A 23,088-nucleotide genomic window follows, 5' to 3' on the forward strand; every position below is an offset into this window, starting at 1 on the left:
CTGGGGCGCACGGCCTAGGCGCCGAGCATGCGGAGCACCAACTCGCCGTAGCGGCGGCCGAGTTCCTCCGGGGTCTCGCTGGAGCGGTCGGTGTACCAGCGGGAGACGTCGATGCCCAGGGACGTCACGGCTCTCGCCGCCGTGCGCACCTCGGCGACCTGGAAGGCGCCCGAGGCCGCGCCCTCCTCGATCAGGCCGCTGACCTCGCGCTCGATGTCGAGGCGCAGCGCCGCGACGACCGCGTACGCGTCCTCGGGCAGCGCGTGCAGCTCGTAGTTGACCACCCGGCCGACCGTGCGGGCCCGGGCGTGCCAGGCGGTGAACTGCTCGACCAGGTGCCGCATCCGCTCCGCCGGGCCGCCCTCGGCGGAGGCCGCCGCCCGGACCAGGGAGAGGGTGGCGGCGTGGCCGGCCTGGCTGATCTCGGCGAGCAGGGCGGCCTTGGACTGGTAGTGGATGTAGAGCGCCGCCGGGCTCATTCCGGCGGCGGTGGCGATGTCGCGGGTGGTGGTGGCGTGGAAGCCGCGTTCGGCGAAGGACTCGACGGCGGCCTGGAGCAGCCGGTGCGCGGCCTCGGGGCGGGCGTCGGCACCACCGGAGAGGGTGGGCCAGAGGTCGGCGATCGGCGTGCTGGTCATGGCGCCATCCTCCCAGAAGACTCGTACAGGCGTTCCCCCTCTGCTCACCCGGGGGCTGTTGACAGGTTCCCTCACCGACACCATGCTGAGCAAGCGCTTAGTCACCCTCGAACGGGTGGCCGTTCCCCCCTCCACGCGCGAAAGGCAGGACCCTCCGTGGTGCACTCCTTCAAGGGCCGGGTGGCCGTCGTCACCGGATCGAGCCGGGGCATCGGCCTCGGCATCGCCCGCGAGCTGGTCGCCCGGGGAGGGAAGGTGTGCCTGACCGCCCGCAACCCCGAGCCGCTCGCCGAGGCCGTACGGGACCTCGGCGGACCGGAGTGCGCGATCGCCGTCGCGGGCAAGGCCGACGACCCGGCCCACCAGGAGGAGGCCGTCGCCCGCACCCTGGAGGCGTTCGGGCGCCTCGACCACCTGGTGAACAACACCGGCATCAACCCGGTCTACGGCCCGATCCTCACCACCGACGAGGACGCGGCCGCCAAGATCCTCGCCGTCAACGTCCTCGCCCCGCTGGCCTGGACCCGCCGCGTCCACGCCGCGTGGATGGGCGAGCACGGCGGCTCGATCGTCAACGTGGCCTCCGTCGCGGGCATCCGCTCCTCGCTCGGGATCGGCATGTACGGCGTCAGCAAGGCCGCCCTGATCCGGCTGACCACCGAACTCGCCGCCGAACTGGGCCCGCAGGGCATCCGGGTCAACGCCGTCGCCCCGGCCGTGGTGAAGACGAAGTTCGCCGAGGCCCTGTACGAGGGCCGCGAGGAGAAGGTCGCCGCCGCGTACCCGCTGGGGCGCCTCGGCCTGCCGTCGGACGTGGCGGGCGCCGTCGCCTTCCTGCTCTCCGAGGACGCGGGCTGGGTCACCGGCCAGACCGTCGTCCTGGACGGCGGGATCACCCTCGGCGGCGGACTGTGACCGGGTTCGCGGACCAGGGCGTGGTGGTGACCGGCGCCGGTCGCGGCATCGGCGCCGCCCTCGCCCGCGCCTTCGCCGCCGCCGGAGCCCGCGTCGTGGTCAACGACCTGGACGCGGAGGCCGCGCACGCCGTCGCCTCCGCCTGCGGAGGCACCGCGGTTCCCGGCGACGCCGCCACCGCCGAGGGCCTGGCCGCCCTCGTCGACCGGGCCCGCGCCGACCTCGGCGAGATCGACCTCTGGTGCGCCAACGCGGGCGTCGCCCCGGCCGGCGGGGCCGACGCCCCGCCCTCGGTGTGGGCGAGCGCCTGGGAGGTCAACGTCCTCGCCCACGTCCGCGCCGCCGAACTCCTCCTCCCCCGCTGGCTCGAACGCGGCGAAGGCCGGTACCTGTCCACCGTCTCCGCCGCCGGACTGCTCACCATGCTCGGCTCGGCCCCCTACGCCGTCACCAAGCACGGCGCACTCGCCTTCGCCGAGTGGCTCTCCGCGACCTACCGCCACCGGGGCCTGCGCGTCCACGCGCTCTGCCCGCAGGGCGTGCGCACCGACCTCCTCGCCTCCACCGGCGCCGTCGGCGAGGCGCTCCTCGCACCCGGCGCGATCTCGCCGGAGGAGGTCGCGGAGGCCGCGCTCGCCGGAATCCTGGAGGAGCGGTTCCTGATCCTGCCCCACCCCGAGGTCGCCGAGTACCAGCGCGTACGGGCCGTCGACCCGGACCGCTGGCTGGCCGGCATGAACCGACTGCAGCAGGGCCTGGAGAAGGGCGGCGCACTGTGAGGGCCTGGCAGGCACACCGGCTCGGCGAGCCCGCCGAGGTCATGCGGCTGGCCGACGACACTCCCCAACCGGAGCCCGGCCCCGGGCAGTTGCTCGTCCGCGTCCGCGCAGCCGCCGTCAACTTCCCCGACGCGCTGATGCTGCGCGGCCACTACCAGGTGCGCCCGCCCCTGCCGTTCACCCCCGGCGTGGAACTGTGCGGCGAGGTCGCCGCCGGCCCCCGCGGCGGCGAACGCCTCATCGGCACCCCGGTCCTGCCGCACGGAGCCTTCGCCGAGTACGCGCTCCTGGACGCCGCCACCGCGTTCCCCGCTCCCCCGGCGCTGGACGACGCCGAGGCGGCGGCACTGCACATCGGCTACCAGACGGCCTGGTTCGCCCTCCACCGCCGCGCCCGGCTGCAACCGGGCGAGACACTGCTGGTGCACGCCGCCGCCGGCGGGGTCGGCAGCGCGGCCGTCCAGCTCGGCCGGGCGGCCGGGGCGCGGGTGATCGCCGTCGTCGGCGGACCGGAGAAGGCCGATGCCGCCCGCGCGCTCGGCGCCGACCTGGTGGTGGACCGCAGGACCGAGGACTTCGTCACCGCCGTCAAGCAGGCGACGGACGGCCACGGCGCGGACGTGGTCTTCGACCCGGTCGGCGGCGACGCCTACACCGGCTCCACGAAGTGCGTCGCCTTCGAGGGCCGCATCGTGGTCGTCGGCTTCGCCGCCGGCCAGATCCCGGCCCCCGCCCTCAACCACGCACTCGTCAAGAACTACTCCATCCTGGGCCTCCACTGGGGCCTCTACAACACCCGCGACCCCCACGCCGTCCACGCCGCCCACGAGAAGCTGACCGAACTCGCCGAGACGGGCGTCGTCCGCCCCCTGGTCAGCGCCCGACTCCCGCTCGCCGACGCCGCCGAGGCGGTCCAGCGGGTCGCGGACGGCCGCTCCACCGGCCGCCTCGTCGTCCTCACCGACCGGTAGGCACTCTCCGCCGACACCCGGCGGTCGGGGGCCGGCCGGTCAGGCGAGTGCCGCGCGGGCCAGGGCGCACAGCTCGGTCCGGTCGTCGATCGCCTGCGCCGGGGCACTGTAGTAGGCGTGCACCACGACCGTACGGCCCGCGGCGTGGTAGGTGAACGGCGTGGACCCGGCACTCTCGTACGAGGAGCGGGCCTCGCCGTCGACGCGGAGGTAGAGGGTGTCCATGACGATCGCGAACTGGATGCCGTGGCAGCGCAGTGCCCAGCCACCGAAGTAGCGGTGGAGGGTGACCTCGCCGAGCGGCGCCAGTTGATCGGCGACGTACTCGGCGAGGCTGCGGGATCCGCTCACGCCGGGAAGAACCCGGTGATGTCGGCGAGCCGGCCGTCGCGGTGGAGTGCGGTGCTGACACCCGCCACGGCGGGTTCGTCCTGCTCGCCGAGCTGGGTCCACCGCGCGAGCGACCGGTCGTGGTGCTCGAGCACCTCGTCGATGCGGAACCGGTGACCGGGGAAGGCTTCGGCGAATCCGGCCATGTAGGCGGCCAGCTCGGTCAGCCCGCCCACCTCCGTGCCCGGGTCCCGGTAGGCGACGTCCTCGACCGCCACCGTGCGGAGGGCGGCGAGCCGCTCGCCGGGGTCGGCCGACCAGCACGCGGCGTAGTCCGTCCAGAGCTGCTGTGAGTCACTCATCGCTGTCCCTCTTTCGCGGAGCCGATCGACGCCATCGCGCCATCGGTGACGGTGTGCAGTTTCGTGCGGGGCGTGCCGGCTCTGACCAGCACGAGCAGGCCCTGGTAGAGCGCCAGCAGCCGGGCCGCCGACACCTCGACGTCCAGGTCCGCCGACAGCAGGCCCAGCGCGCGGGCGCGTGTCAGGGCGTCGGCGAAGCCGGACTCGATCACGTCCAGCCCTCGGCGCACTCCGGCGGCGGCCTGCGGAACGGTGAAGGACTCCACCGCGGTGTTGGTGAGCAGACAGCCCGGATCGGGATCGAGGCCCGTCTCGAACGCCGAGGTGAAGAACGACCTGATACCCGCCACGGGGTCTGTCGGTTCCAGGAGATGGGCCTGGACCCGACCCCGCACCACCTGGTCGTTGTAGGCGTCCAGGGCGGCGCGGAACAGGCCGTCCTTGCTCTCGAAGACCCGGTACAGGCTGCCCGGGTGCAGCCCGGTCGCCTCCTCGATGTCCCGCACCGATGCCCCGAGGTAGCCCCGGTGGCGGAACAGTCGCATGGCGGAGGCCAGGACCTCTGCCTGGTCCCAGAGCTGTCTGCGGCCCACCCGGCACCTCCGTAGTTGAACGGTTGCTCACAAAAATAGCACGCCTGCGCGACGCTCCTGATCAAGCTCGGGGCAGGCCCGGCGACAACGGCCCAGGGAGAGGCCGAGGGAGACCGAAACCCGGGTGCGGGCATGAGGCGGGGGCTGTCAGGATGCCCGCATGACACCGCTCGCCGCTGCTCGGGACTCGTTGGAAGGTTTGGCTCTGGGGGACGGGTTCGGGGAGCGGTGGTTCCCGTTGTTCCGGTCGCCGCAGAAGGCGTTCCGGGAGATCAGGGCGCGGCGGGTGCCCGTCGAGGCCGTGTGGCACTGGACGGACGACACCGCGATGGCACTGTCCGTCTTCGGGGTGATCGCCACGTACGACGCGGTGCACCAGGAGCGGCTGGCCGAGGCGTTCGGCAGGTCCTACGTGAGGGACTCCGCCCGGGGGTACGGGCACGGGATGCACCTGCTGCTGCCCGAGCTCGCGGAGGAGCCGGGGAGTTGGCGCGCCCGCGCGCGGGCGCTGTTCGACGGGCAGGGGAGCCTGGGCAACGGCGCCGCGATGCGAGTCGCGCCGTTGGGTGCCTGGTTCTGCGGCGACCTGGAGGAGGTCGCCGAACAGGCCGCGCTCTCGGCGGAGGTCACCCACGCCCACCCGGAGGCGATCGCCGGCGCGGTGGCCGTGGCCCTCGCGGCGGCGCTGGCCGCGCGCGGGCGGGCGCAACCGGAGCCGGAGGGCGGCGAGTTGCTCGCCCAGGTGGCCGACCTCACCGCACCCGGCCGCGTCCGGGACGGGCTGCGGCGGGCGGCCGAGGTGCCCGGCGACACCGAGCCGTGGCGGGCGGCGGACCTGCTCGGGAACGGGCAGCGGATCTCGGCGGCCGACACCGTGCCGTTCGCCCTCTGGTCGGCCGCACACCACCTGGACAGCCTCACCGACGCCCTGTGGACCACCGCCGAGGGCCTTGGCGATGTGGACACCACCTGCGCGATCACGGGCGGCGTGGTCGCCTCCCGCACAGGACTGGCGGAAGTACCCGGCGACTGGCTCTACCTGCGCGAGCCCCTGCCCGACTGGGTCGGCGAGCTGGCCGAGGAGTCGGCCGACGGATGACGAGTCGGTCGACGGATAGCGAGTCGGATGAATCGGATGATCGGTCAGGAGTTGCGCTTCACCGACTCGTTCTCCTGGGCCAGTCGCCGCAGCGCCAGCAGGGCCGGCTCGAGCAGGACGGTGCGCACCAGGGCGCTCTCCGCCTGGGCGAGCGGGTCGGCCGCCGGGTCGAGTTGGTCGAGGTCGATGGCGGCGAGTTGGGCGGCGGCGGCGGCGTAGCCGAGGAGGGCCGGGTGGGCGATCTCCTCGCCGAGGGAGCGCAGAGTCTCGAGGGCTTCACCGAGGACGGCGCGGGCGGGGGCGTGTTCGGAGACCTCCCAGCCGAGTTCGGCGAGCAGCGCGTCGACCTCGGCGGCGCCGGGTGCGGGTTCGGGGGCGGGTTCGGCGTCCTCGTCGGCGGGGCGGGCGCCGAGGACGATGCCGAGCACCTGGTGCTGTTCGCCCTCGTGGGCGGCGATGCCGCCGAGGACCTCCTTGGTGGCGCTGACGCTGAGGCCGCGCATGCCGATGAGGGCGCGGACCAGGCCGAGGCGGCGCAGGTGGGTCTCGTCGTACTCGGCCTGGGTGGTGGCGATGGCCCGGCCGGGGGGCAGCAGGCCCTCCCGCAGGTAGTACTTGATGGTCGCGGTCGGGACTCCGCTGCGGCGGCTCAGCTCGGACATGCGCACGGCTGCTCGGTTCCTCCTGGCTCGCGGTCCGGTCCTCGGTCCGGTCCTCGGTCGGACGCGCGACTGGCGTCTGGATACCAGCACTGTCTAACATAGATAGCGGCACTATCCAGTGTCGTCCGTCCGCCGACCAGGCGTCGACGAGGAGTACAGCCATGCCCACCCTGCCCTGGATCACCCCGAACCCGACCACCCCCGGCACCGAGGCCGTCGTGATGGCCTCCCGCTTCGAGGTCCGTTCCCTCGCCGACGTACCGCGCTTCTTCCTCAAGGCCATGGCCGTCTGGAAGCAGCTGCACAGCACGCCCGGCGTCGTCGGCGCCTCGCTGGTCGCCCGGCCCCTGAAGCGGACCTTCTACACCCTGTCCGCCTGGGAGAGCCGCGAGGCCCTGAACGCCTTCGCCGCCGCCGAGCCCCACCGCACCGTGATGACCGGGCTGCGCAGCACCACCAAGGAGTCCACCTTCACGTTCTGGCAAGCCCCCGTCGACCGGCTGCCCATCGCCTGGCCCGACGCGCAGCGCCGGATCGAGGAGCAGCGCCAGGCCGGCAAGGCCCCTGGTCAGGGCTCGTAGACCATCTCCGGGAACCTCGCCGAGGGCCCGTCCAGCAGGTGGTCGTCATGGCCGCGCAACCAGCGGTCGAGGAAGCTGGCGACGTACGTCCGGGTGGCGAGCACCGCCCGGTCGGACCGGATGTCCCCGACGGCTTCGCGTACCGCCTGCGTGCCGATCGCGCCCTGGCCGGCGAGCTGCGGCAGCAGGGACTCGGCGTCGGTGTACGAGCCGTGGCGGGAGCCGTCGAGGGTGAAGTCGGCGTGCCAGCCGGTGCTGTGGCGCCACAGGGCGTCCCAGCCGGGCTGCTGCCCGTAGGGGCCGGAGTCGCCGTTGCGGGTGCCGAGCAGCAGGAACGGCCGGTCCAGGCCCTTCTCGGCGACGTCGGTGAGGAAGACGCCGGTCCTGCCGTCGGGGCCGGGGAAGTGCAGTTGCCCGTCCATGTTGACGGCGGCGGCGATCCTGGGGTCGTCGTGCATCACCTGGAGGGCGGCGGAGCCGCCGCCGGAGTGGCCGACCGTGGCGATCCGGTCCAGGTCGAGGGCGGCGCCGACGCCGGGCGGCAGGGTGCGGGAGTGCTTGAGGTGCGCCAGCTCGTCGAGGACGAACCTGGTGTCGGCGACCCGGGTGGCGAGCATCTTGCGCAGCAGCGCGCCGATGTCGAGGTCCGGCTTCTCCAGCTCCGGGAACACCGAGGCGGCCAGCTCACCGCTGGGGAGGGAGACTTCGGACGCCTCCCAGGTGTGGTCGACGGTCACCACCACGTAACCGCGCGAGGCCAGGTCCTCGACCAGGCCCGTACCCCAGGTGCGCGGGTCCCCCAGGCCCGCCGAGTACAGCACCACGGGCCTGGCCCGGCCGGGCAGGGCGGGCGCGTCGGCCCGGGCATGGGTGCGCACGTTCGACCAGTCGGTGCGGCCGGGCTCGAAGCCGTAGTTGCGCTGGCCGACGCTTCCGGCGCTGCCGAAGTGCGCCGCCGCCCCGGGGGTCATGTACGGCGCGCGGTCGTCGCCGAGCGCCGGGCGGCTGGTCGGGTACCACAGGCTGATCATCAGCTCACGGGGCCGCCCGGGCTTCCACGGGTCCTCCCGGTCCCGGTCGACCAGGTGCACGCTGGTGGTGCCGACCGCGTACGGGCCGGTGGGCGCCGGAAGTGCCGCCCTCGCCTGCTTGTCGACCGCCCCCCGTGCCGGGGCGGCCTGGGCCGCCGGAGCCGCCACCGCGCCGGGCGCCCCCGCCGCCCCGAGCACCACCGCTGCCGCCAGTACCACCGTCGCCACCGCCCGTCCCCGCGTGCCCATCGTCCGTCCCCTTTGCGCTCGTCACCCCGTTGTCGGTACGGGTGAGACGGTACGGGCGGGGCGGGGGCACGGCCGTCATACCGGGGGGCCAACTCGCCGATGGATACCCCGGTATGACAGGACTACGGACAGATAGCCAGACGGACGTACAACCAGACGGACGTACAGCCGTACGGGCGTACTCGCTACTGGTACTTCCGCAGCTCCCGGCGGGCGAGGGAGCGCTTGTGCACCTCGTCCGGGCCGTCCGCGAGGCGCAGGGTGCGCATGCCCGCCCAGAGGTGGGCGAGCGGGGTGTCCTGGCTGACGCCGGCGGCGCCGTGGGCCTGGACGGCCTTGTCGAGGATCCACTCGACGGTGCGCGGGGTGGCGATCTTGATCGCCTGGATCTCGGTGTGCGCGCCCCGGTTGCCGACGGTGTCCATCAGCCAGGCCGTCTTGAGCACCAGCAGCCGCAACTGCTCGATCCTGACCCGGGATTCGGCCACCCAGTCCTGGATCACCCCCTGCGCGGCGAGGGGCCGGCCGAAGGCCACCCGCTCGTTCGCCCGGCGGCACATCGCCTCCAGGGCGCGTTCGGCGATGCCGATGGCGCGCATGCAGTGGTGGATGCGGCCGGGGCCGAGGCGGGCCTGGGCGATGGCGAAGCCGCCGCCCTCCTCGCCGACCAGGTTGGCGGCGGGGACGCGGACGTCCTCGAAGAGGAGTTCGGCGTGGCCGCCGTGGTCGGCGTCGTCGTAGCCGAAGACCGTCATGCCGCGCTTGACGGTGAGGCCGGGGGTGTCGCGCGGGACGAGCACCATGCTCTGCTGGCGGTGGGCTTCGGCCGACGGGTCGGTCTTGCCCATGACGATGATCAGCTTGCAGTCGGGGTTCATCGCGCCGGTGATGTAGAACTTGCGGCCGTTGATGACGTAGTCGTCGCCGTCGCGAACGATCCGGGTCTCGACGTTGGTCGCGTCGGAGGAGGCGACCTCCGGCTCGGTCATCGCGAAGGCGGAGCGGATCTCTGCCTCCAACAGCGGCCGCAGCCACCGCTCGTGCTGCTCGGGGGTGCCGAACTGGGCGAGCAGCTCCATGTTCCCGGTGTCGGGGGCGGCGCAGTTCAGGGCGGGCGGGGCGAGTTGGGGGCTGCGTCCGGTGATCTCGGCGAGCGGGGCGTACTGGAGGTTGGTGAGGCCCGCGCCCTGTTCACCGGGGAGGAAGAGGTTCCACAGGTGCCGCTTGCGGGCCTCGGCCCGGAGGTCGGCGACGACGGGCGGGACGGACCAGGGCTCGCGGGCCGGGTCGGCGAGCTGCTCGGCGAGGACGGGCTCGGCGGGGTACACGAACTCGTCCATGAACGCGAGGAGTTGCTCGCGCAGTTCGGTGGTGCGGGCGTCGTAGGCGAAGTCCATCAGTGCTCCTTGAGGGTGCTGAGGCCGTGCCGGGCGAGGATCGGGGGCATCTCGGCCGCGCGCTCGAAGCCGGCGCCCAGGGTGCGGCCCTGCTGGAAGCGGAAGTGGATGCCCTCGGCGACGACGGCGAGCTTGAAGGAGGCGAAGGCGACGTACCAGTCCAGGTCGGCGGCCTGACGGCCCGTCAACCGGGCGTAGTACGCGACGATTTCGTCCGCCTTCGGGAAGCCTGGGGCCGTCGCGGCGTAGGGGATGATGCCGCCGCCGACACCGGCGAGTTCGGTGTACATCACCAACAGGCCGACGTCGGTGAGCGGGTCGCCGAGGGTGGACATCTCCCAGTCGAGGACGGCGGCGATCTCGTCGTCCCCGCCCACCAGGACGTTGTCCAGCCGGTAGTCCCCGTGGACGAGGGCGGGCGCCGGCGAGACGGGCAGCCGCTCGGCGAGCAGGGCGTGCAGCCGGTCCACCTCGGGCAGTTCGCGGCTGCGGGAGGCTTCGAGCTGCTTCGACCAGCGGCGCAGCTGGCGCTCCAGGTACCCGTCCGGGCGTCCGAAGTCGGCCAGGCCGACGGCGGCCGGGTCGATCCGGTGCAGGGCGGCGAGGGTCTCGACCAGCCGCAGGCCGAGGGCGTGGACGCGCTCCTCGCCGAGGGCGGCGAGGGGGGCGACCTCGCGGTGGGCGATGCCGGTGACGAACTCCATGAGGTACCAGGGCGCGCCGAGCACGTCCGTGCCGGGGTCGATCAGCAGCGTGCGCGGGACGGGCACGTCCGTGCCGCCGAGCGCCGTCATGACGCGGTACTCGCGGCCCATGTCGTGGGCGGTGGCGAGCACGTGCCCGAGCGGCGGGCGCCGGAGCACCCAGCGGCTCGCGTCATCCGTGAGCACGTAGGTGAGGTTCGACCGCCCGCCCTCGATCAGCTCCGCCCGCAGCTCGCCCCGCACTCCCCCGGGCAGTTCCCGCGCCAGGAACGGGCGCAGCAGATCGAGGTCCAGGCCGGGCGGGTCGGCGGGTGTGTCGGTCATCGGGCGGCTCCTCGGACGTGGGGCGTCGTTGACTAAGCGCTTGCTTAGCATTCAGCCGCAGGCCGCCCCCTGTCAATACACGGCCGTGGGGCCGCCCCGTCCTGCTCGGGGCGGCCCCACGGCGCGAGAGACCGGCTGTCGCTCAGCCGTCGCTCGGCCTTCGCTCAGCCGAGGGGCAGTTCCAGGACGGCCTCCTGCGCGATCGGGGAGGTGATGGTCGTGGTGCTCCCCTCCGTACCGGTGAAGGCGTAGAGCTGGTCGCGGCTGTTCACGACCAGGGCGAGGCGGTGGCCGTCGGCCAGGTCGTAGGCGACGGGCTGCAGCGTCCAGCCGACCGTGTCGGCCGTACCGGCGCTCAGGCCCGTGACGGTGAGCGGCTCGTGGGTGATGATCCGGGCCGAGCCGTCCGGGGCGACGTCGAAGAGGTAGGCGACGAGTGTCGCGGTGTCTCCCGCGCTGACGCCGACGGAGAGCCGGAGGTCGGCGGCTCCCCGGATGCGGCGCCCGCCCGACAGCGCCTCGGTGGACCAGACCAGCAGCCGGTCGGACTCGAAGCCGTCCAGGTCGTAGCTCTTGGGGCTGCCGAACCACTCCTGCTGCCCGGTCGTCATGATCGCGTCCATCGCCGTGGCCTTCGTCGTCCATCCGGCGGTGAACTCGCGGCTCCAGCCCGAGGACGGCTTGTCGGACAGGGCGCCGCTCCCGTTGGTGCCGCTCAGGTACCACAGCTCGGTGCCGGTGGTGGCCTCCGCCCAGGAGCCGAGCGGCTCGCGCCGCGCCGGGGCGGTGATCTGCCGGCCGCCGCCGATGGCCGGGACGGTCTTGTAGGTGAACATGACCTGGCTGTTGACCACCGGCCACTCCGGCACCCCGTTGGGCTTGTCGAACAGGTGGTGGTCGAGCCAGGCGTACGCCTCCAGCATCGGCGTGAGGGCGCCGATGAAGGGCGCGCCGCTCGGGTACCCGGTGATGGCGAGGCCCTCCGGGGCGCCGTGGTCGCCGATCCACAGGTTCAGGTGCTTGGGCACGGTGAGCTTCTCGAAGGTGGCGATCGCCTCGGCGGGCGGGAAGAGGCTCTCGTGCCAGGTGCTGGCGTAGAAGGTGGGGATTTCACGGGAGTTGGTGACGTCGACGTAGGTCTCCGGGGAGCGCTCGGCGCCCCAGTCCACCACCTCCTGCATCTCCTGCCCCTTCAGGAAGTTCTGGAGGAGGCGCCACGTGTCCTCGTCGAACCTCTCCTCCTCCTTGCCCGGTTCGGCCCCAGTGAAGGCGATCAGCAGTTCCACGGCCTTCACGTGCCGGGTGCCGTTGTCGTAGAGGCTGGTGGCCAGATTGCCCCAGGTGGCCAGGGCGGCGACGGCGGCGACGCGGTTCTTCTCGTCGTGCGCGGCGACGAGTTGGCTGATCCCGGAGCCGTAGGACAGGCCCATGAAGCCGATCCTGCTCGGCGCGAACAGCCCCTCCGCGTGGTCGATCACGGCCGATCCGTCCGACCAGTCGACCGGCCCGGCGACGTCGATGAGCCCGTTGGAGGAGTAGATCTCGCCCGGCGCGCCGAACCCGCGCGGGGTGTACGCCAGCACGTGGTAGCCGCGCGCCGCCAGCGAGAGGTACCCGACCATGAACGGCAGCCAGCCGTACGGGTTCCAGCCCGCGGGCACGATCACCACCGGGCGCGGCTCCGAGGTCTGCTGCCTGATCGCGAACCCGGAGAGGCTCACCTCCCCCGTCACGCGAATGCGCGGGAAGGTGACCCCGGCCTGCCCCAGCACCCGGGCCACCAACTCCCGCAGCTCGTCCGGGAGTCCGGCGGCCGGTGCCGCCCCGCCCTGGACGGCCGCGAGCAGCGCCCGGGCGACGGCGAGCACCGACGGGTTGACGTCGAGGGTCCCGTCGCGCCAGATGCCGTGCGCGGCGATGTCGGCGAGCGTCGCCTCGGTGACCGCGGGGGTCGGTTCTCCGCCTTGCGTAGTCATACGAACTGCCCTTCCCTGGAAAGCTCGAGCGCCCCGGAGGGCGCCGTACGGGCGGATCATGGACCGGGGCCCGGACGTTGAAACAAACTGCCGGTCTGTCACACTCGAATGAGTGGAGGACGAACGTTTCCGGCGGTGAAACCTTGGGAACGGCCTGAAGATCGGTACAGGGGGAGGGATCACGATGGGATACGGCACGCGCATCGACGCCGCTACCGTCGCGAAGGCGGCGTCCGACGTCCACGCGACCAGCGAGAGCAGCCGCCAGGGCATGCTGCTGAAGGACGCCGAGGCGGCCGGGACCGGCCACCCGGGATGGAAGGCGTCGACGGCGAGCACCGGCTGCGTCAAGGCGTGGCAGGAGCGGCTCCGCCAGGAGGCGAACGACGTCGAGGCGGCGGCGAAGGCACTGGCCTCCTCCGCCAACAGCTACGTCACCACCGACCGTGCGGTCGCCGACTCCCTCACCGAGGACGCCACCTGGCTGAAGGGCGCCTGATGCTCACCGTCGACGCCCTCACCAAGGCCAATCCCCAGCTCTGGCACCACGCGGGCGATGACGCCGCCAACACCGCCAAGCACTGCGAACACGTCGCCTCCGTCGCCCGCGACGAGACCGCCCGCACCCTCGCCGGCGCGTGGACCAGCCCCGCCGGCGACTCCGCCCGTGCGCGCTTCGCCCGCCACGCCGAGTCCTACGAGGCCGCGGCGATGGTCATGCGCGCCATCGCCCGGACGTACGACGGGCTCGCCAAGGCCATCGAGACGAGCCAGTTGACGCTGCACAGCGCGCTCGACTACGCCAGCCGCAACCAGCTGAAGGTGAACCAGGACGGCTCCGTCTCCACCGACCCGGTCGCCCAGACACCCGAAGCCGCCGCCGCCCTCCGGGACGTCATGAAGCAGGCCCAGAGCACGATCGTCTCCACGCTGCAGGCCGCCACCGCCGCGGACGCGGCAGCCGCCGACGAACTGCGCACGCTGGCGGGCCTGGTGAACGTCCAGGACCCGAAGGCCGTACGCGAGCTGCTCAGCGGCGACGGCAACGGCGCCCTCGCCGTCGCCCTGCGCCTCCAGGGCGGCGCGCCCGGCCTGCACGGGATCAACGTCTCGCCCGCGCAGATCGAGGCCGCGCGCAGGGCGTCGGCGGAGACCGGCATGAGCGTCGACCTGATCCTCGCCATCATGTGGCAGGAACAGCAGTGGTACCAGAACTACGAGCCCAACCTGGACGGCCCGCTCACGGCGGCGGGGCGGCGGGCGAACTGGGCGAGCGAGGAGACGTTCAAGCCGGACAAGTCGCTGGGGATCACGCACATGAAGCTGGCGACGGCCCGCGGCGTCATCGGGGAGAACGGCACCGCCTTCCCCGGTCTGAGCGGCCTCAGCGACTCCCAACTCGCCAAGTACATCGAGGAGAACCCCAACGAGGACGTCCGGCTCAGCGCCTACTACATGAAGCAGCTCCAGAAGAACCCGCACGGCGCCACGACCGACAAGGAGCTGTTCATGCTGTACGCGGCCGACACCGATCAGGTGCGCGACTCCAACGCCAGGTACGGCGACGACAGTTCGCAGCGCGGGGCCGCGATCAAGGCCCGGGCGGAGAACTGGGACCGGCTGCAGCAGTCGCTCCGCGACGCGGACGCGTGGAACGGGCTGCCGGAGAACGAGCGCCGGAAGGCCCTCGACACCCTCGCCGCGCAGACTCCGTACGATCGCAAGGTGGACCTCAACCCGCTGTACACCGGCGCCGGTGTCTCCTCCAGCACGTACGGGACCGGGCCGCTGCCGCCCGACCGGGCGCAGTTTCCGCCGACGCCGACCCCGGAGTCCCCAGTGAAGCCCGCGCCCACGGTTCCGGCTCCGCGCCCGGGCCCGGCACCGGCTCCCCCGGCGCAGTGAACGGGTTCGCTCGCCGGGCGCGGTGGTGTCTGGTGACGACGGTGGCCCTGGCCTCGCTGTCCGCTTGCAGCGGAGGCCCGCCACCGCCGGTGCCCCTGCCCTCCGAGGTGCCCTCGAGTTCCGCGTACGGCACGGCGAGCGAGCTGGTGGCCGCGCTCGGGCGGGGCGGCATCCCCTGCTCGGTCACGCTCAGCAACAACCGCCAGAACGGGAGTTCCGACGCCGACTGCACGGCGGTGGTCGACGGCGTCTCCTTCGAGAACGAGATCAGCGCCTTCGGACCGAGTGTGACCCTCGACGAGATCGGCACCTCCGTCGACCACCGGCGCGGCGAGGGCCAGACCCTCGTCGCCGCCGGGCGGTGGTACGTCTACGTACGCAACCCCGCGTACGCGCCCCAGGTCGCCAAGGCCCTCGACGGCGTCGTGCTGCCCGGCAAGGAGCTCGCCGTCCCCTCGTACTCGCTCCCCGCGATCCCCGCCTCCCCCCGCTTCGCCACCGTCCAGCAGCTGGCGGACGCGCTCGACGGCGCGGCCGGTTGCACCGACCGGAAGGACACCGGCGGCGGGCGGCTGACCTGCACGACCGGCGCCAAGCTCGGCCGCACCCCCAACTGCGCCACCCTGCAACTGCATCCGGACGACGCGGCCCGGGACAAGGCGCTGCGCATCGAGATCTCGCACCCCGGCGTCCCGGCCTCGCTCGTGACGGCGGCCAACTGGACGGTCAACCTGTGCGACTACGCCCTCGCCGACCAGGTCGCCCGCGCGATGGGCGGCGTGGTGGTCGCGTACGACGGCCGGTGACGACAGCGGTTGACGTTCAGCGGTTCTTCACCCCGGCCATGACACACCGTCGGCGCGGCTTCCCCCCGCCGTGCCACCTTGCGCGAAGCGCAGCTACCAGCCGGTAGCCCCACCCGACCCGAAGGATCGCCGTGAAGCGAACCGCCCCCCTGTCCGCCGCCATGGCCGTCGCCCTCGCCGCAGGTGTGGTGTTCACCGCAGGCACCGCCTCCGCGCACACCGGGCGCGACCTCTACGGCACCAAGACCCCGTACGCCCCGCAGGGCAGGCCCGGCCACTACGAGAAGGCGCCGAAGGGCTTCGCTCCGGTCTTCACGGAGAACGTCGCCCGCCACGGCTCCCGCGCCATGACCAGCAGCGAGGACGGCGACGCGGTGCTCGCCGCCCTCCACAAGGCGCAGGACCGGGACGCGCTCACCGACCTCGGCGAGGAACTGGCCCCCCAGGTGCAGTCCCTGCTGGCCGCCGCCTCCAAGCTCGGCTACGGCAACCTGTCCGCCCGAGGCGCCGACGAGCACCGGCAGACCGCGCTGCGCATGGAGCAGCGCCTGCCGGGCCTGTTCGCGGACATCGCCGCCCGGCACGAGCCGATCGCCGTGGAGACCTCCGGCGTGCCGCGTGCGGTGGCGAGCGCCGACGCGTTCACGGGCGGTCTGGCGGCGGGTGATCCGGCGCTGGCCGGGCTGATCAAGGCGCCCGTCACCGACAAGGACCTGCTGTACTTCCACAAGCAGCCGAAGAACGCCGACTACCAGGCGTACCTGAAGAACGACCCTGACCTCGCCGCCGTCCTCGCCGGGATCGAAGAGGACCCCCGCACCACCGAGGCGGCGCACCACGTCGTCGGGCGCCTCTTCCAGGACGAGTACGCGGCCGCGCTCCCCGACGCGGACCAGGTCGCCTTCGCCCGCGCGCTGTACCAGCTCTACAGCGCCGCCCCCGACCTGGCCGTCGAAGCCCCCGACGTCGACCTCGCCCCGTACCTGACGCGCCGCGACGCCCAGTGGTTCGCCTACCTCGACGACGCCGAGGAGTTCTACCAGAAGGGCCCCGCCTTCAGCGGACGCACGATCACCTACAGGATGGCCGGCGTCCTCCTCGACGACCTGCTCGCCCAGGCCAGTGCCAGGGCGAGCGGCACCAGCCCCAACGGCGCCGTCCTGCGCTTCACCCACGCCGAGGAGATCGAACCCCTCGCCGCCCTCATGGGCCTGCCCGGCAGCACCGAGCCCGCCGCGTCCGGCGAGCCCTACACGTACGGCAACAACCCGTGGCGCGGCGCGGAGGTCTCGCCGATGGCCGCGAACATCCAGTGGGACCTGTTCGCCGACTCGCCCTCCGAGGGGCATCCGGCGACCTATCTCGTGCGGATGCTCTACAACGAGAAGGAGACGGCGTTCACGGCGTCCTGCAAGCCCGTCGCCAAGAACAGCTACTTCTACGAGCTCGACGAGCTCGAGCACTGCCTGCCGCACAGCTGACCGTGCCGGTTCCGGCTCCCCGCCGCCTGGAGCGGGGAGCCGGTCCGGTCGTCAGGCGGGGACGTTCTTCATCACGGCGTCGGTCAACGCCGTGAGCTTGCCCTGCAGTTTGTCGAAGTCCGTGCCCCGCCCGTCCGACCACTGGCCCTTGCCGAGCAGCATGCCGTGCCCGTAGGAGGAAAAGCCCTCGACGAACGGGCTCTTCTCGGGCAGCACTTGGAGGCCCGAGTCCTTGGCCGGCACCTGGACGCCGGCCTGGTAGGACTCGGGGTGCACGGCCAGCACGTTGATGATGTGGACGCTGTCCATCTGGTCCTTCATGGTGAACAGCGCCAGGTTGTACTGGTTGCCCTCGGCGTCCCGGTACAGCGCGAAGTCGACGCCCACGCAGCCCTGCCCCTGCGTGATCAGCCCGGCCAGGGACGGCCCCACGCTCTCCGCGCCCGTACAACTCGGGTGCGTCACACCGGAGAGCAGCGTGTAGCCCTCCACCTGCGCCGGGAAGACGGACAGCGGTATCGCGGAGGCCGGAACGCCCGAAAGGGCCTTCTCGGACGGCGAGTTGCTCGCCGGTGCCGCCACCGCAGGCTGCGCCGAGACGGTCGGCGCGGGCGCGGCCACCGGCGCCGGATCCGGGTCCGCCTTCGTCAGCGTGTACGCCGACACCCCCGCGACCACCAGCAGCGCGGCGGCCAGCGGCATCAGGATGCGACGCCGCGAGCGCGGTTGCGCCGCCGGTTCCGGTTGACCGCTCGAACTCGCCGCCGCTGCCGCGCTCTTCTGCTCGAACTCCCGGACGAAGTCGGCCCACGTTCCGTCATTGGATTCACCCTTGGTCACGGGCTCAGAACCCTAGCGGTCGCCTCCGACGCCTGGGGAACCGGGGGCCGTTCGGCCCCGGTCAGTCCTCGACCCAGCCGTTCCGCTTGCCGAACAGGACGAACTGGGCGCGCACGGCCAGGATCTGCCGTCCCGTCAGCTCCGGGACGGTGGTCAGCAGGAGCTCGGTCACCTCCCGGGTGTACTCGGCCGAGCTGAGCACGTCGCACATCGGCTCCTGCCCGTCCCCGACGGACAGGACGGACGGGGCGGCTGCGGGCTGGGCCGACCGGGCCTGCTGCTCCGTGAGCCGGACCCGGGACGCCTTCAGCCCGCGGTCGCCGTCCTCGATCTCGAACTCCACCATGAGTCCGGACTGGATGGACGACTCGGGGATGAGCAGATCGTTCACGTGCAGGAAGACGTCCTCCCCGCCGTGCTCCGGCGCGATGAACCCGTAACCGCGCATACCGTCGAACCGGACCACCCGACCAACAGCCATCCCCACCAACCCCCACACCTCTGCAACGCCGGGCACCACGCCCGTCGACCTGCGCAGGATCGTAACAACCCCGGTCGGCGGCCGAGACCGAGCCGTCCCGAGCGCCGCACGACAATGCCGGCGAGGGGAACCCCGCGCCGCACGACATAGTCCCGGCGTATGACTCCGGTACTCCGGTAGCTCGCGGGGGCTACGAACGACGCCGGACCGTGGGTTGATTCGGCACGGAGCGGCGGAACCTAGTTTCGACGCCATGAAACGCAACCGCCGTATCAGCGCTGTCGCGGCCCTGGCGCTCGCCGCCCTCGTCACCGGAACCGGCGCCGGATTCGCCGCCACTCCCACACCGGTGGCCGCACCGGCCACGGCCACCGCGCCCGCGCGGGCCTTCCAAGGCGTGCTCCCCGCCCCGACCGGCCCCTACGCTGCCGGCGAGGAGATCATCCACCTCACCGATACGAACCGCCCCGACCCATGGGTACCGGCCTCCGGCCCCCGCCAACTGGCCGTCACGATGATCTACCCGGCCGTCCCCGGGACCGGAACTCCCGCCCCCTACATGACCCTCGCCGAGGCAGCCGGACACATCCAGAAGGCGAAGATACCGGCGAGCTTCGGCATCACCCCGCAGACCCTCTCCGGCGTCACCACCCACGCCTTCGACGGCGCACGGCCACAGCGGGGCAAGTACCCGCTGGTGGTCCTCTCCCCCGGATTCGGGGACCCGCGCGTGGTGCTCACCTCGCTCGCGACCGAGCTGGCCAGTCACGGCTACGTCGTCGCGCTCGTCGGCCCCACCCACGAGGACGGCGGCGAGACACTGGCGGACGGCCGGACGCCGCCGTGCGCGATCTGCGACGACCTGACGCTCAACATGGACACGGTCACCGCCAGCCGCGCATTGGACATGTCCTTCGTGATCGACCAGTTGACGCACGGCAACACCGCGTGGCGCCTGGCACACCTCATCGACAAGCACGAGATCGGCATGGCCGGACACTCCATCGGCGGATCGTCGGCCGCCACCACGATGATCGCCGACCCGCGCGTACAGGCCGGAGTGAACCTGGACGGCACCTTCCATCCGGCCCCGACGCCCGGCCAGATCAACCGGCCGTTCCTCATGATGGATGGGGCCGATAACCTCCCGACCGACAGTGCCGGCGACTGGGGGAAGGCATGGGACGCCCTCGGCGGCTACAAGAAGTGGATGGCGGTCACCGGCGCCAACCACGCCAGCTTCACCGACGTGGACCTGCTCGAGCAGCAGGCCGGCTTCCCGGCGCCGCCTCTCTCCCCGGCACGCGGCGTGGAGATCACCCGCGAGTACGTGACGGCGTTCTTCGACCAGACGCTGAAGGGGATCTGTAGTCCGCTGCTGGACGGCCCCACGCCGGACAACCCGGAGGTCCTCTTCCAGTCATAGAGATCGTCTTCAAAGACGAGGGCGGCGATGGCCGTGGTCAGTTCGCCGAGGGCGGCGAACTGGCCACGGCGCATCCTCTAGGCTCGCGAATGTTCATCGCGATCGAAAGAGGGAGGTCCGCGGCATGAGTGGGACGGTCACGGCGGTCAGCAGCAACGGCGAGTACTCGTTCACCAAGCCCAACCGGGAGAGCATCGTGCTGCTCGCGGGGCTCGGGGTGGAGGGGGATGTTCACGCCGGGGTGACGGTCAAGCACCGCTCTCGGGTCAAGAGGGACCCGACCGTGCTGAACCTGCGGCAGGTGCACCTGATGCACGAGGAGCTCTTCGCCGAGGTCGGTGAGGCGGGGTTCGAGGTGGCGGCGGGCGACCTTGGGGAGAACATCACCACGAGCGGCGTCGATCTGCTGGGACTGCCCGTCGGGACGCTGCTGCGGATAGGCAGCGAGGCCGTGGTGGAGGTCACGGGCCTGCGCAATCCGTGTGCGCAGATCGACAACTTCCAGGACGGGCTGTTGAAGAAGCTCGTCTTCCGCGACGAGGAGGGGAAGATCGTCCGGAAGGCCGGAGTCATGAGTGTCGTGCTGATGGGTGGCGAGGTGCGGCCCGGCGACACGATCACGGTGGAACTGCCCGCCGAGCCGCACCGGCCCCTGGACATGGTTTAGAGGAGGTCGAACTCCCCGGCGGCGGTCGCGGCCAGGAAGGAACGCCACGCCTTCGCGGAGAAGGTCAGGACGGGCCCCTCGGGGTCCTTCGAGTCACGGACGGGCAGCGCGCCGGAATGGCCCGGCGCCACCTCGACGCAGTTACCACCATTGCCGCTGTAGCTGCTCTTCGTCCAGCGAGCGCCAACCAGATCAACAGCCATCGAGCCTCCTCGGTCCGTGTGCCCGCAGCGGGCAGCCGACTGGACCATATATCGAATGCATGGATGGGCCGGAGGCGGTGAGGTCCAGATCCGGCCCGTCCGTCGGTTGCTAAAGGTCGATTTGGTACTGGTGTGTCGTGTGCGTGGGCGTGTAGCCGAGGCCGTCGTTGATCTGTCGCATGTGCGTGTTGCTGTCGGCGGTGTCGGTCAGGAGGCCGCCGAGCTCCGGATAGCGCTTGTGGGCGTGCCGGATCGACTCGGCCTTCATCCATCGACCGAGGCCGTGTCCACGGTGCTCGGGCAACACGCCGGTGCCGTAGTGCTGGCCGTCACCTCTGCCGTTGCCGGGGACGACAAGCTCGGTGAACCCGGCGATCGAGCCGTCGGAGGCGTCGACGGCAACGACGGTGTGGAGGTGGTCGCCACGCTGTTCGACAGCCTTCGCCGCGGCGCGGACGCGGTCCACGTCCCAGGCCACCGTGCCGTAGTCGGTGTCGTCCATGGGCATGTCGTCCATGGCGCGCCGCGAGGCGGCGAACGTCTCGGCAAGGTCGCCGGGCACGGTTCCGTGCCATGACGTCAGCCGGTAGCCGGGGTGTGGACGGTCGATGATGCGGGCGAGGGTGGCGGTGTCCGTGTCGGCGAGCGGCAGACGGGAGTAGGTCAAGGAGAGGACCTTCCGGAAACCGCGGGCCGGGAGGAAGTGGTCGCCCGGCGATCCGGCCTCGGCCTGGGCGATGACGCAGCGTCGGGCGTCGGCCCGGGCGGCGGAGACGGCGGCGTCGAGGAGCTGGGAGCCGACGTGTCGACGGCGTTCCGCGGGATGGACACCGAGGGTCAGTTCGGCCAGGTGGTCCTGTCCGGGGCTGTTGAACAGACGGAGGAAGGCGGTTCCGACAGGGATGGAGTCGGAGTCGGACGCCAGCCATGCGAGACGTCGGCTGTTCGGGCCGTGGACGGGGTCGATCAGTGGGGTGATGCGGGATGACAAGGTGTCTCCGTCGTGAGGAGGTGGCAGAGGTCTATACGCGGACTCAACTGCTGGGCACTCCTGCGCATGTGCTCCACACCTCCTCGTCGACGACCGGGAGAACTTAACTGGCCCCTCGCCTCCTCGGCAAAGGGTTAACCGAACTCACCGGAAACGGTCGCAGCAACGAAGGACGCCCAGGCTCCGGCAGGGAAGAACAGGACCGGCCCCTCGGGGTCCTTCGAGTCGCGGACGGGGACGAGGCCAGGGAAGTCCGGCGAGACCTCCACACATGTACCACCGTTGTCGGAGTGCGACGACTTGAACCACGAAGCTCGGGACATATCTGGGCTGACCATAGATCAAAGTTCCTTCCGGACCCTGTGAAGCAGGTCGACGGCGGCTGCTCCCGTCGGCACTTCCGACTGCAACCGATCGTAGGCCCTTTCCCACATCCTGACAGTCTTGTCGTCCCGCACGACGTAGCCCTGATCCGCCGACTCCGTGTACCCGACCACGGAGCGGTCGGCGAACGTCAGCAGCGTGACCACAGACCGGAATGGGGCGTGCTCAGCCAGGCTGAAAGGGGCCACCTGGAAGATCACGTGATCCCTGCTCGCCATCTCAACCAAGTAGTCGAGCTGCTCCCGCATGATCGCGGCGCCACCAACCGGGCGGCGGATGCCGCTCTCGTCTATGACCGCATGGATCACCGGCGGTTCGGCTCGCTTGAACAACCGCTGCCGCGTGACGAGGAACCTCACGCGCTCGTCTGCCTGGTCTTGCGTGCTGCTTCCTCGCCGCACTGCCGCCGCCTCTCTCGCGGCGGCGTAAGCCTTGGTTTGAAAGAGCCCTGGAATGAGGTTCGGTTCAAAGATCCTGATCGTCGCCGCACGCGCTTCCTGCGCGGCATGCTCGGGGAAGCCCTCCAAGAACCCCTTCCGCCGCATCCCCACCCACATCAACTCCAACGTCTGGCCCGTCCCGAGCGCCTTGTCGGCGGCCCTCACGAACTTCAAGCTGGTGGATTTGCGGCCTGTTTCCACGGCGGAGATGTAGCTGTCCGAGTACCCCATCTTGGCGCCCAGTTCCTGCTGGGTCATGCCCAACGCCTCGCGTGAGCTGCGAAGGAGCGAGCCGAACGACTCGCGCGGGGATGACGTCGGATCAAGTTCCTTACGGTTCAAGGAAGATCACCTGGTTCCACTTCTAGCGCAGGCAAGTTGAACGATTCCCGAGCTTAGCCCAAAGTGGGCGCTCCCGGTAGTCAGTTCACTACGGAGAGGAGCGATCCGTGAGCGCCCCGAAGTCCACCCACGCCCCGCGAGTCGAGACCCCCACGCCCTTCCAGGCGGTGATCTACCTCGCCAAGTCCAACTCCGCGTTCCCCGAGCGCGAGTTGCGCATGTGCGAGTCCTACGCCAAGTCCTTCAAGTGGGACGTCTCCCTCATCGTCGTCGACGACGAGGCCGACCTGCGCGGACCCCAGTCCCGCCCCATGCTCCAGGCCGCCCTCCAGCGCGTCCTCGACCGCCGCGCCGGGGCGATCCTCATCCCCCACAGGTCGACGATCTCCCCCATCGAGGGCGAGTTCAACGAGTTCTCCCACCGCGTCGAGAAGGCCGCCGGCTTCATCCAGGTGGCCACCCGACGATGACCACCACCACCGACACCCCCCGCTACTTCCCCACCCCGCCG

The 23,088-nt window shown here is 71.6% G+C and carries 27 protein-coding genes; 12 read left to right on the forward strand and 15 right to left on the reverse strand.

Going from position 1 to position 23,088, the window contains the following annotated elements:
* Positions 1-14: 14 nt before the first annotated feature.
* Positions 15-638 carry a TetR/AcrR family transcriptional regulator gene (locus tag IH61_RS0123630; RefSeq protein WP_031073050.1) on the reverse strand — a complete coding sequence of 208 codons (624 nt, stop codon included), beginning with the start codon at positions 636-638 and terminating at the stop codon, positions 15-17.
* Between the two features lie 156 nt (positions 639-794).
* Between IH61_RS0123630 and IH61_RS0123635 the strand changes: the two genes are divergently transcribed.
* Genes IH61_RS0123635 through IH61_RS0123645 form a run of 3 tightly spaced genes read left to right on the forward strand, consistent with a single transcriptional unit; the run spans position 795 to position 3,303 of the window.
* On the forward strand, positions 795-1,553 hold the full coding sequence (locus tag IH61_RS0123635; protein ID WP_037973268.1) for an SDR family oxidoreductase: 759 nt from the start codon (positions 795-797) through the stop codon (positions 1,551-1,553).
* Complete coding sequence (locus tag IH61_RS0123640) at positions 1,550-2,332, forward strand: SDR family NAD(P)-dependent oxidoreductase (protein WP_031073054.1); 783 nt, start codon at positions 1,550-1,552, stop codon at positions 2,330-2,332. The genes IH61_RS0123635 and IH61_RS0123640 overlap by 4 nt, the downstream gene beginning before the upstream one ends.
* Positions 2,329-3,303 (forward strand): NADPH:quinone oxidoreductase family protein, encoded by a 975-nt coding sequence (locus IH61_RS0123645; RefSeq protein WP_031073055.1) that lies wholly within the window; start codon positions 2,329-2,331, stop codon positions 3,301-3,303. The genes IH61_RS0123640 and IH61_RS0123645 overlap by 4 nt, the downstream gene beginning before the upstream one ends.
* A gap of 39 nt (positions 3,304-3,342) precedes the next feature.
* Here IH61_RS0123645 and IH61_RS0123650 read toward each other — a convergent pair whose 3' ends face one another.
* The 3 genes from IH61_RS0123650 to IH61_RS0123660 are packed head-to-tail and all read right to left on the reverse strand — an operon-like array spanning position 3,343 to position 4,588.
* Complete coding sequence (locus IH61_RS0123650) at positions 3,343-3,654, reverse strand: TfoX/Sxy family protein (RefSeq protein ID WP_031073057.1); 312 nt, start codon at positions 3,652-3,654, stop codon at positions 3,343-3,345.
* A complete protein-coding gene (locus tag IH61_RS0123655) occupies positions 3,651-3,995 on the reverse strand; it encodes a nuclear transport factor 2 family protein (RefSeq protein WP_031073059.1) in 345 nt (114 codons plus the stop codon). The genes IH61_RS0123650 and IH61_RS0123655 overlap by 4 nt, the downstream gene beginning before the upstream one ends.
* Entirely contained in the window at positions 3,992-4,588 is a 597-nt protein-coding gene (locus IH61_RS0123660; protein WP_031073062.1) for a TetR/AcrR family transcriptional regulator, read from the reverse strand. The genes IH61_RS0123655 and IH61_RS0123660 overlap by 4 nt, the downstream gene beginning before the upstream one ends.
* 160 nt (positions 4,589-4,748) lie before the next feature.
* Here IH61_RS0123660 and IH61_RS0123665 point away from each other — a divergent pair, with 160 nt between their 5' ends.
* Positions 4,749-5,687, forward strand: a complete 939-nt coding sequence (locus IH61_RS0123665; RefSeq protein WP_031073064.1) for an ADP-ribosylglycohydrolase family protein — start codon at positions 4,749-4,751, stop codon at positions 5,685-5,687.
* 44 nt (positions 5,688-5,731) lie between these two features.
* Here the strand turns inward: IH61_RS0123665 and IH61_RS0123670 are convergent, their stop codons facing one another.
* A complete protein-coding gene (locus IH61_RS0123670; RefSeq protein ID WP_420713996.1) occupies positions 5,732-6,349 on the reverse strand; it encodes a MerR family transcriptional regulator in 618 nt (205 codons plus the stop codon).
* A 161-nt stretch (positions 6,350-6,510) separates the two neighbouring features.
* Here IH61_RS0123670 and IH61_RS0123675 point away from each other — a divergent pair, with 161 nt between their 5' ends.
* Positions 6,511-6,930 carry a DUF3291 domain-containing protein gene (locus IH61_RS0123675; protein ID WP_031073068.1) on the forward strand — a complete coding sequence of 140 codons (420 nt, stop codon included), beginning with the start codon at positions 6,511-6,513 and terminating at the stop codon, positions 6,928-6,930.
* Here IH61_RS0123675 and IH61_RS0123680 read toward each other — a convergent pair.
* The 4 genes from IH61_RS0123680 to IH61_RS0123695 all read right to left on the reverse strand — a co-directional run bounded on the left by IH61_RS0123680 (position 6,918) and on the right by IH61_RS0123695 (position 12,611).
* The gene (locus IH61_RS0123680; protein WP_031073069.1) at positions 6,918-8,210 is read right to left on the reverse strand and encodes an alpha/beta hydrolase family protein; all 1,293 of its coding nucleotides are present in this window, start codon (positions 8,208-8,210) and stop codon (positions 6,918-6,920) included. The genes IH61_RS0123675 and IH61_RS0123680 overlap by 13 nt on opposite strands.
* Before the next feature lie 185 nt (positions 8,211-8,395).
* Positions 8,396-9,607, reverse strand: a complete 1,212-nt coding sequence (locus IH61_RS0123685; RefSeq protein ID WP_031073071.1) for an acyl-CoA dehydrogenase family protein — start codon at positions 9,605-9,607, stop codon at positions 8,396-8,398.
* Positions 9,607-10,635: a phosphotransferase family protein gene (locus IH61_RS0123690; protein WP_031073072.1), complete on the reverse strand. Its 1,029-nt coding sequence runs from the start codon at positions 10,633-10,635 to the stop codon at positions 9,607-9,609. The genes IH61_RS0123685 and IH61_RS0123690 overlap by 1 nt, the downstream gene beginning before the upstream one ends.
* A 164-nt stretch (positions 10,636-10,799) precedes the next feature.
* A complete protein-coding gene (locus tag IH61_RS0123695) occupies positions 10,800-12,611 on the reverse strand; it encodes a CocE/NonD family hydrolase (RefSeq protein ID WP_031073074.1) in 1,812 nt (603 codons plus the stop codon).
* Between the two features lie 184 nt (positions 12,612-12,795).
* On the opposite strand from IH61_RS0123695, the gene IH61_RS0123700 reads away from it, so the two are divergent.
* The 4 genes from IH61_RS0123700 (at position 12,796) to IH61_RS0123715 (ending at position 16,803) form a co-directional block, all read left to right on the forward strand.
* A complete protein-coding gene (locus IH61_RS0123700; RefSeq protein ID WP_031073075.1) occupies positions 12,796-13,110 on the forward strand; it encodes a hypothetical protein in 315 nt (104 codons plus the stop codon).
* A complete protein-coding gene (locus IH61_RS0123705; RefSeq protein ID WP_031073077.1) occupies positions 13,110-14,516 on the forward strand; it encodes a class I SAM-dependent methyltransferase in 1,407 nt (468 codons plus the stop codon). Before IH61_RS0123700 ends, IH61_RS0123705 begins: the two co-directional genes overlap by 1 nt.
* A gap of 32 nt (positions 14,517-14,548) precedes the next feature.
* The gene (locus tag IH61_RS0123710; RefSeq protein WP_158845220.1) at positions 14,549-15,322 is read left to right on the forward strand and encodes a hypothetical protein; all 774 of its coding nucleotides are present in this window, start codon (positions 14,549-14,551) and stop codon (positions 15,320-15,322) included.
* A 131-nt stretch (positions 15,323-15,453) separates the two neighbouring features.
* Positions 15,454-16,803: a histidine-type phosphatase gene (locus IH61_RS0123715; protein ID WP_199823370.1), complete on the forward strand. Its 1,350-nt coding sequence runs from the start codon at positions 15,454-15,456 to the stop codon at positions 16,801-16,803.
* 51 nt (positions 16,804-16,854) lie between these two features.
* On the opposite strand, the gene IH61_RS0123720 is transcribed toward IH61_RS0123715, so the two are convergent.
* Positions 16,855-17,643 carry a hypothetical protein gene (locus IH61_RS0123720; protein ID WP_158845223.1) on the reverse strand — a complete coding sequence of 263 codons (789 nt, stop codon included), beginning with the start codon at positions 17,641-17,643 and terminating at the stop codon, positions 16,855-16,857.
* Between the two features lie 61 nt (positions 17,644-17,704).
* Entirely contained in the window at positions 17,705-18,124 is a 420-nt protein-coding gene (locus IH61_RS0123725; RefSeq protein WP_031073085.1) for a cold-shock protein, read from the reverse strand.
* 253 nt (positions 18,125-18,377) lie between these two features.
* Here IH61_RS0123725 and IH61_RS0123730 point away from each other — a divergent pair, with 253 nt between their 5' ends.
* Positions 18,378-19,550 (forward strand): alpha/beta hydrolase family protein, encoded by a 1,173-nt coding sequence (locus tag IH61_RS0123730; protein ID WP_031073087.1) that lies wholly within the window; start codon positions 18,378-18,380, stop codon positions 19,548-19,550.
* A gap of 124 nt (positions 19,551-19,674) precedes the next feature.
* A complete protein-coding gene (locus IH61_RS0123735) occupies positions 19,675-20,217 on the forward strand; it encodes an MOSC domain-containing protein (RefSeq protein WP_031073090.1) in 543 nt (180 codons plus the stop codon).
* Here IH61_RS0123735 and IH61_RS0123740 read toward each other — a convergent pair.
* From IH61_RS0123740 to IH61_RS0123755, 4 genes are all read right to left on the reverse strand, one after another.
* Entirely contained in the window at positions 20,214-20,420 is a 207-nt protein-coding gene (locus tag IH61_RS0123740; RefSeq protein WP_031073094.1) for a DUF397 domain-containing protein, read from the reverse strand. The two genes, IH61_RS0123735 and IH61_RS0123740, sit on opposite strands and share 4 nt — an antisense overlap.
* Positions 20,421-20,529: 109 nt before the next feature.
* On the reverse strand, positions 20,530-21,411 hold the full coding sequence (locus IH61_RS0123745) for a GNAT family N-acetyltransferase (RefSeq protein WP_031073095.1): 882 nt from the start codon (positions 21,409-21,411) through the stop codon (positions 20,530-20,532).
* A 134-nt stretch (positions 21,412-21,545) separates the two neighbouring features.
* Positions 21,546-21,749: a DUF397 domain-containing protein gene (locus tag IH61_RS0123750; protein ID WP_031073097.1), complete on the reverse strand. Its 204-nt coding sequence runs from the start codon at positions 21,747-21,749 to the stop codon at positions 21,546-21,548.
* A gap of 3 nt (positions 21,750-21,752) precedes the next feature.
* On the reverse strand, positions 21,753-22,577 hold the full coding sequence (locus tag IH61_RS0123755; RefSeq protein ID WP_031073098.1) for a helix-turn-helix domain-containing protein: 825 nt from the start codon (positions 22,575-22,577) through the stop codon (positions 21,753-21,755).
* 107 nt (positions 22,578-22,684) lie between these two features.
* Here IH61_RS0123755 and IH61_RS43140 point away from each other — a divergent pair, with 107 nt between their 5' ends.
* Positions 22,685-23,047: a hypothetical protein gene (locus tag IH61_RS43140; RefSeq protein ID WP_051837780.1), complete on the forward strand. Its 363-nt coding sequence runs from the start codon at positions 22,685-22,687 to the stop codon at positions 23,045-23,047.
* Positions 23,048-23,088 lie beyond the last annotated feature (41 nt).

Origin of the sequence: Streptomyces sp. NRRL WC-3742 (assembly GCF_000720635.1) — a bacterium.
Lineage (GTDB): Bacteria > Actinomycetota > Actinomycetes > Streptomycetales > Streptomycetaceae > Kitasatospora.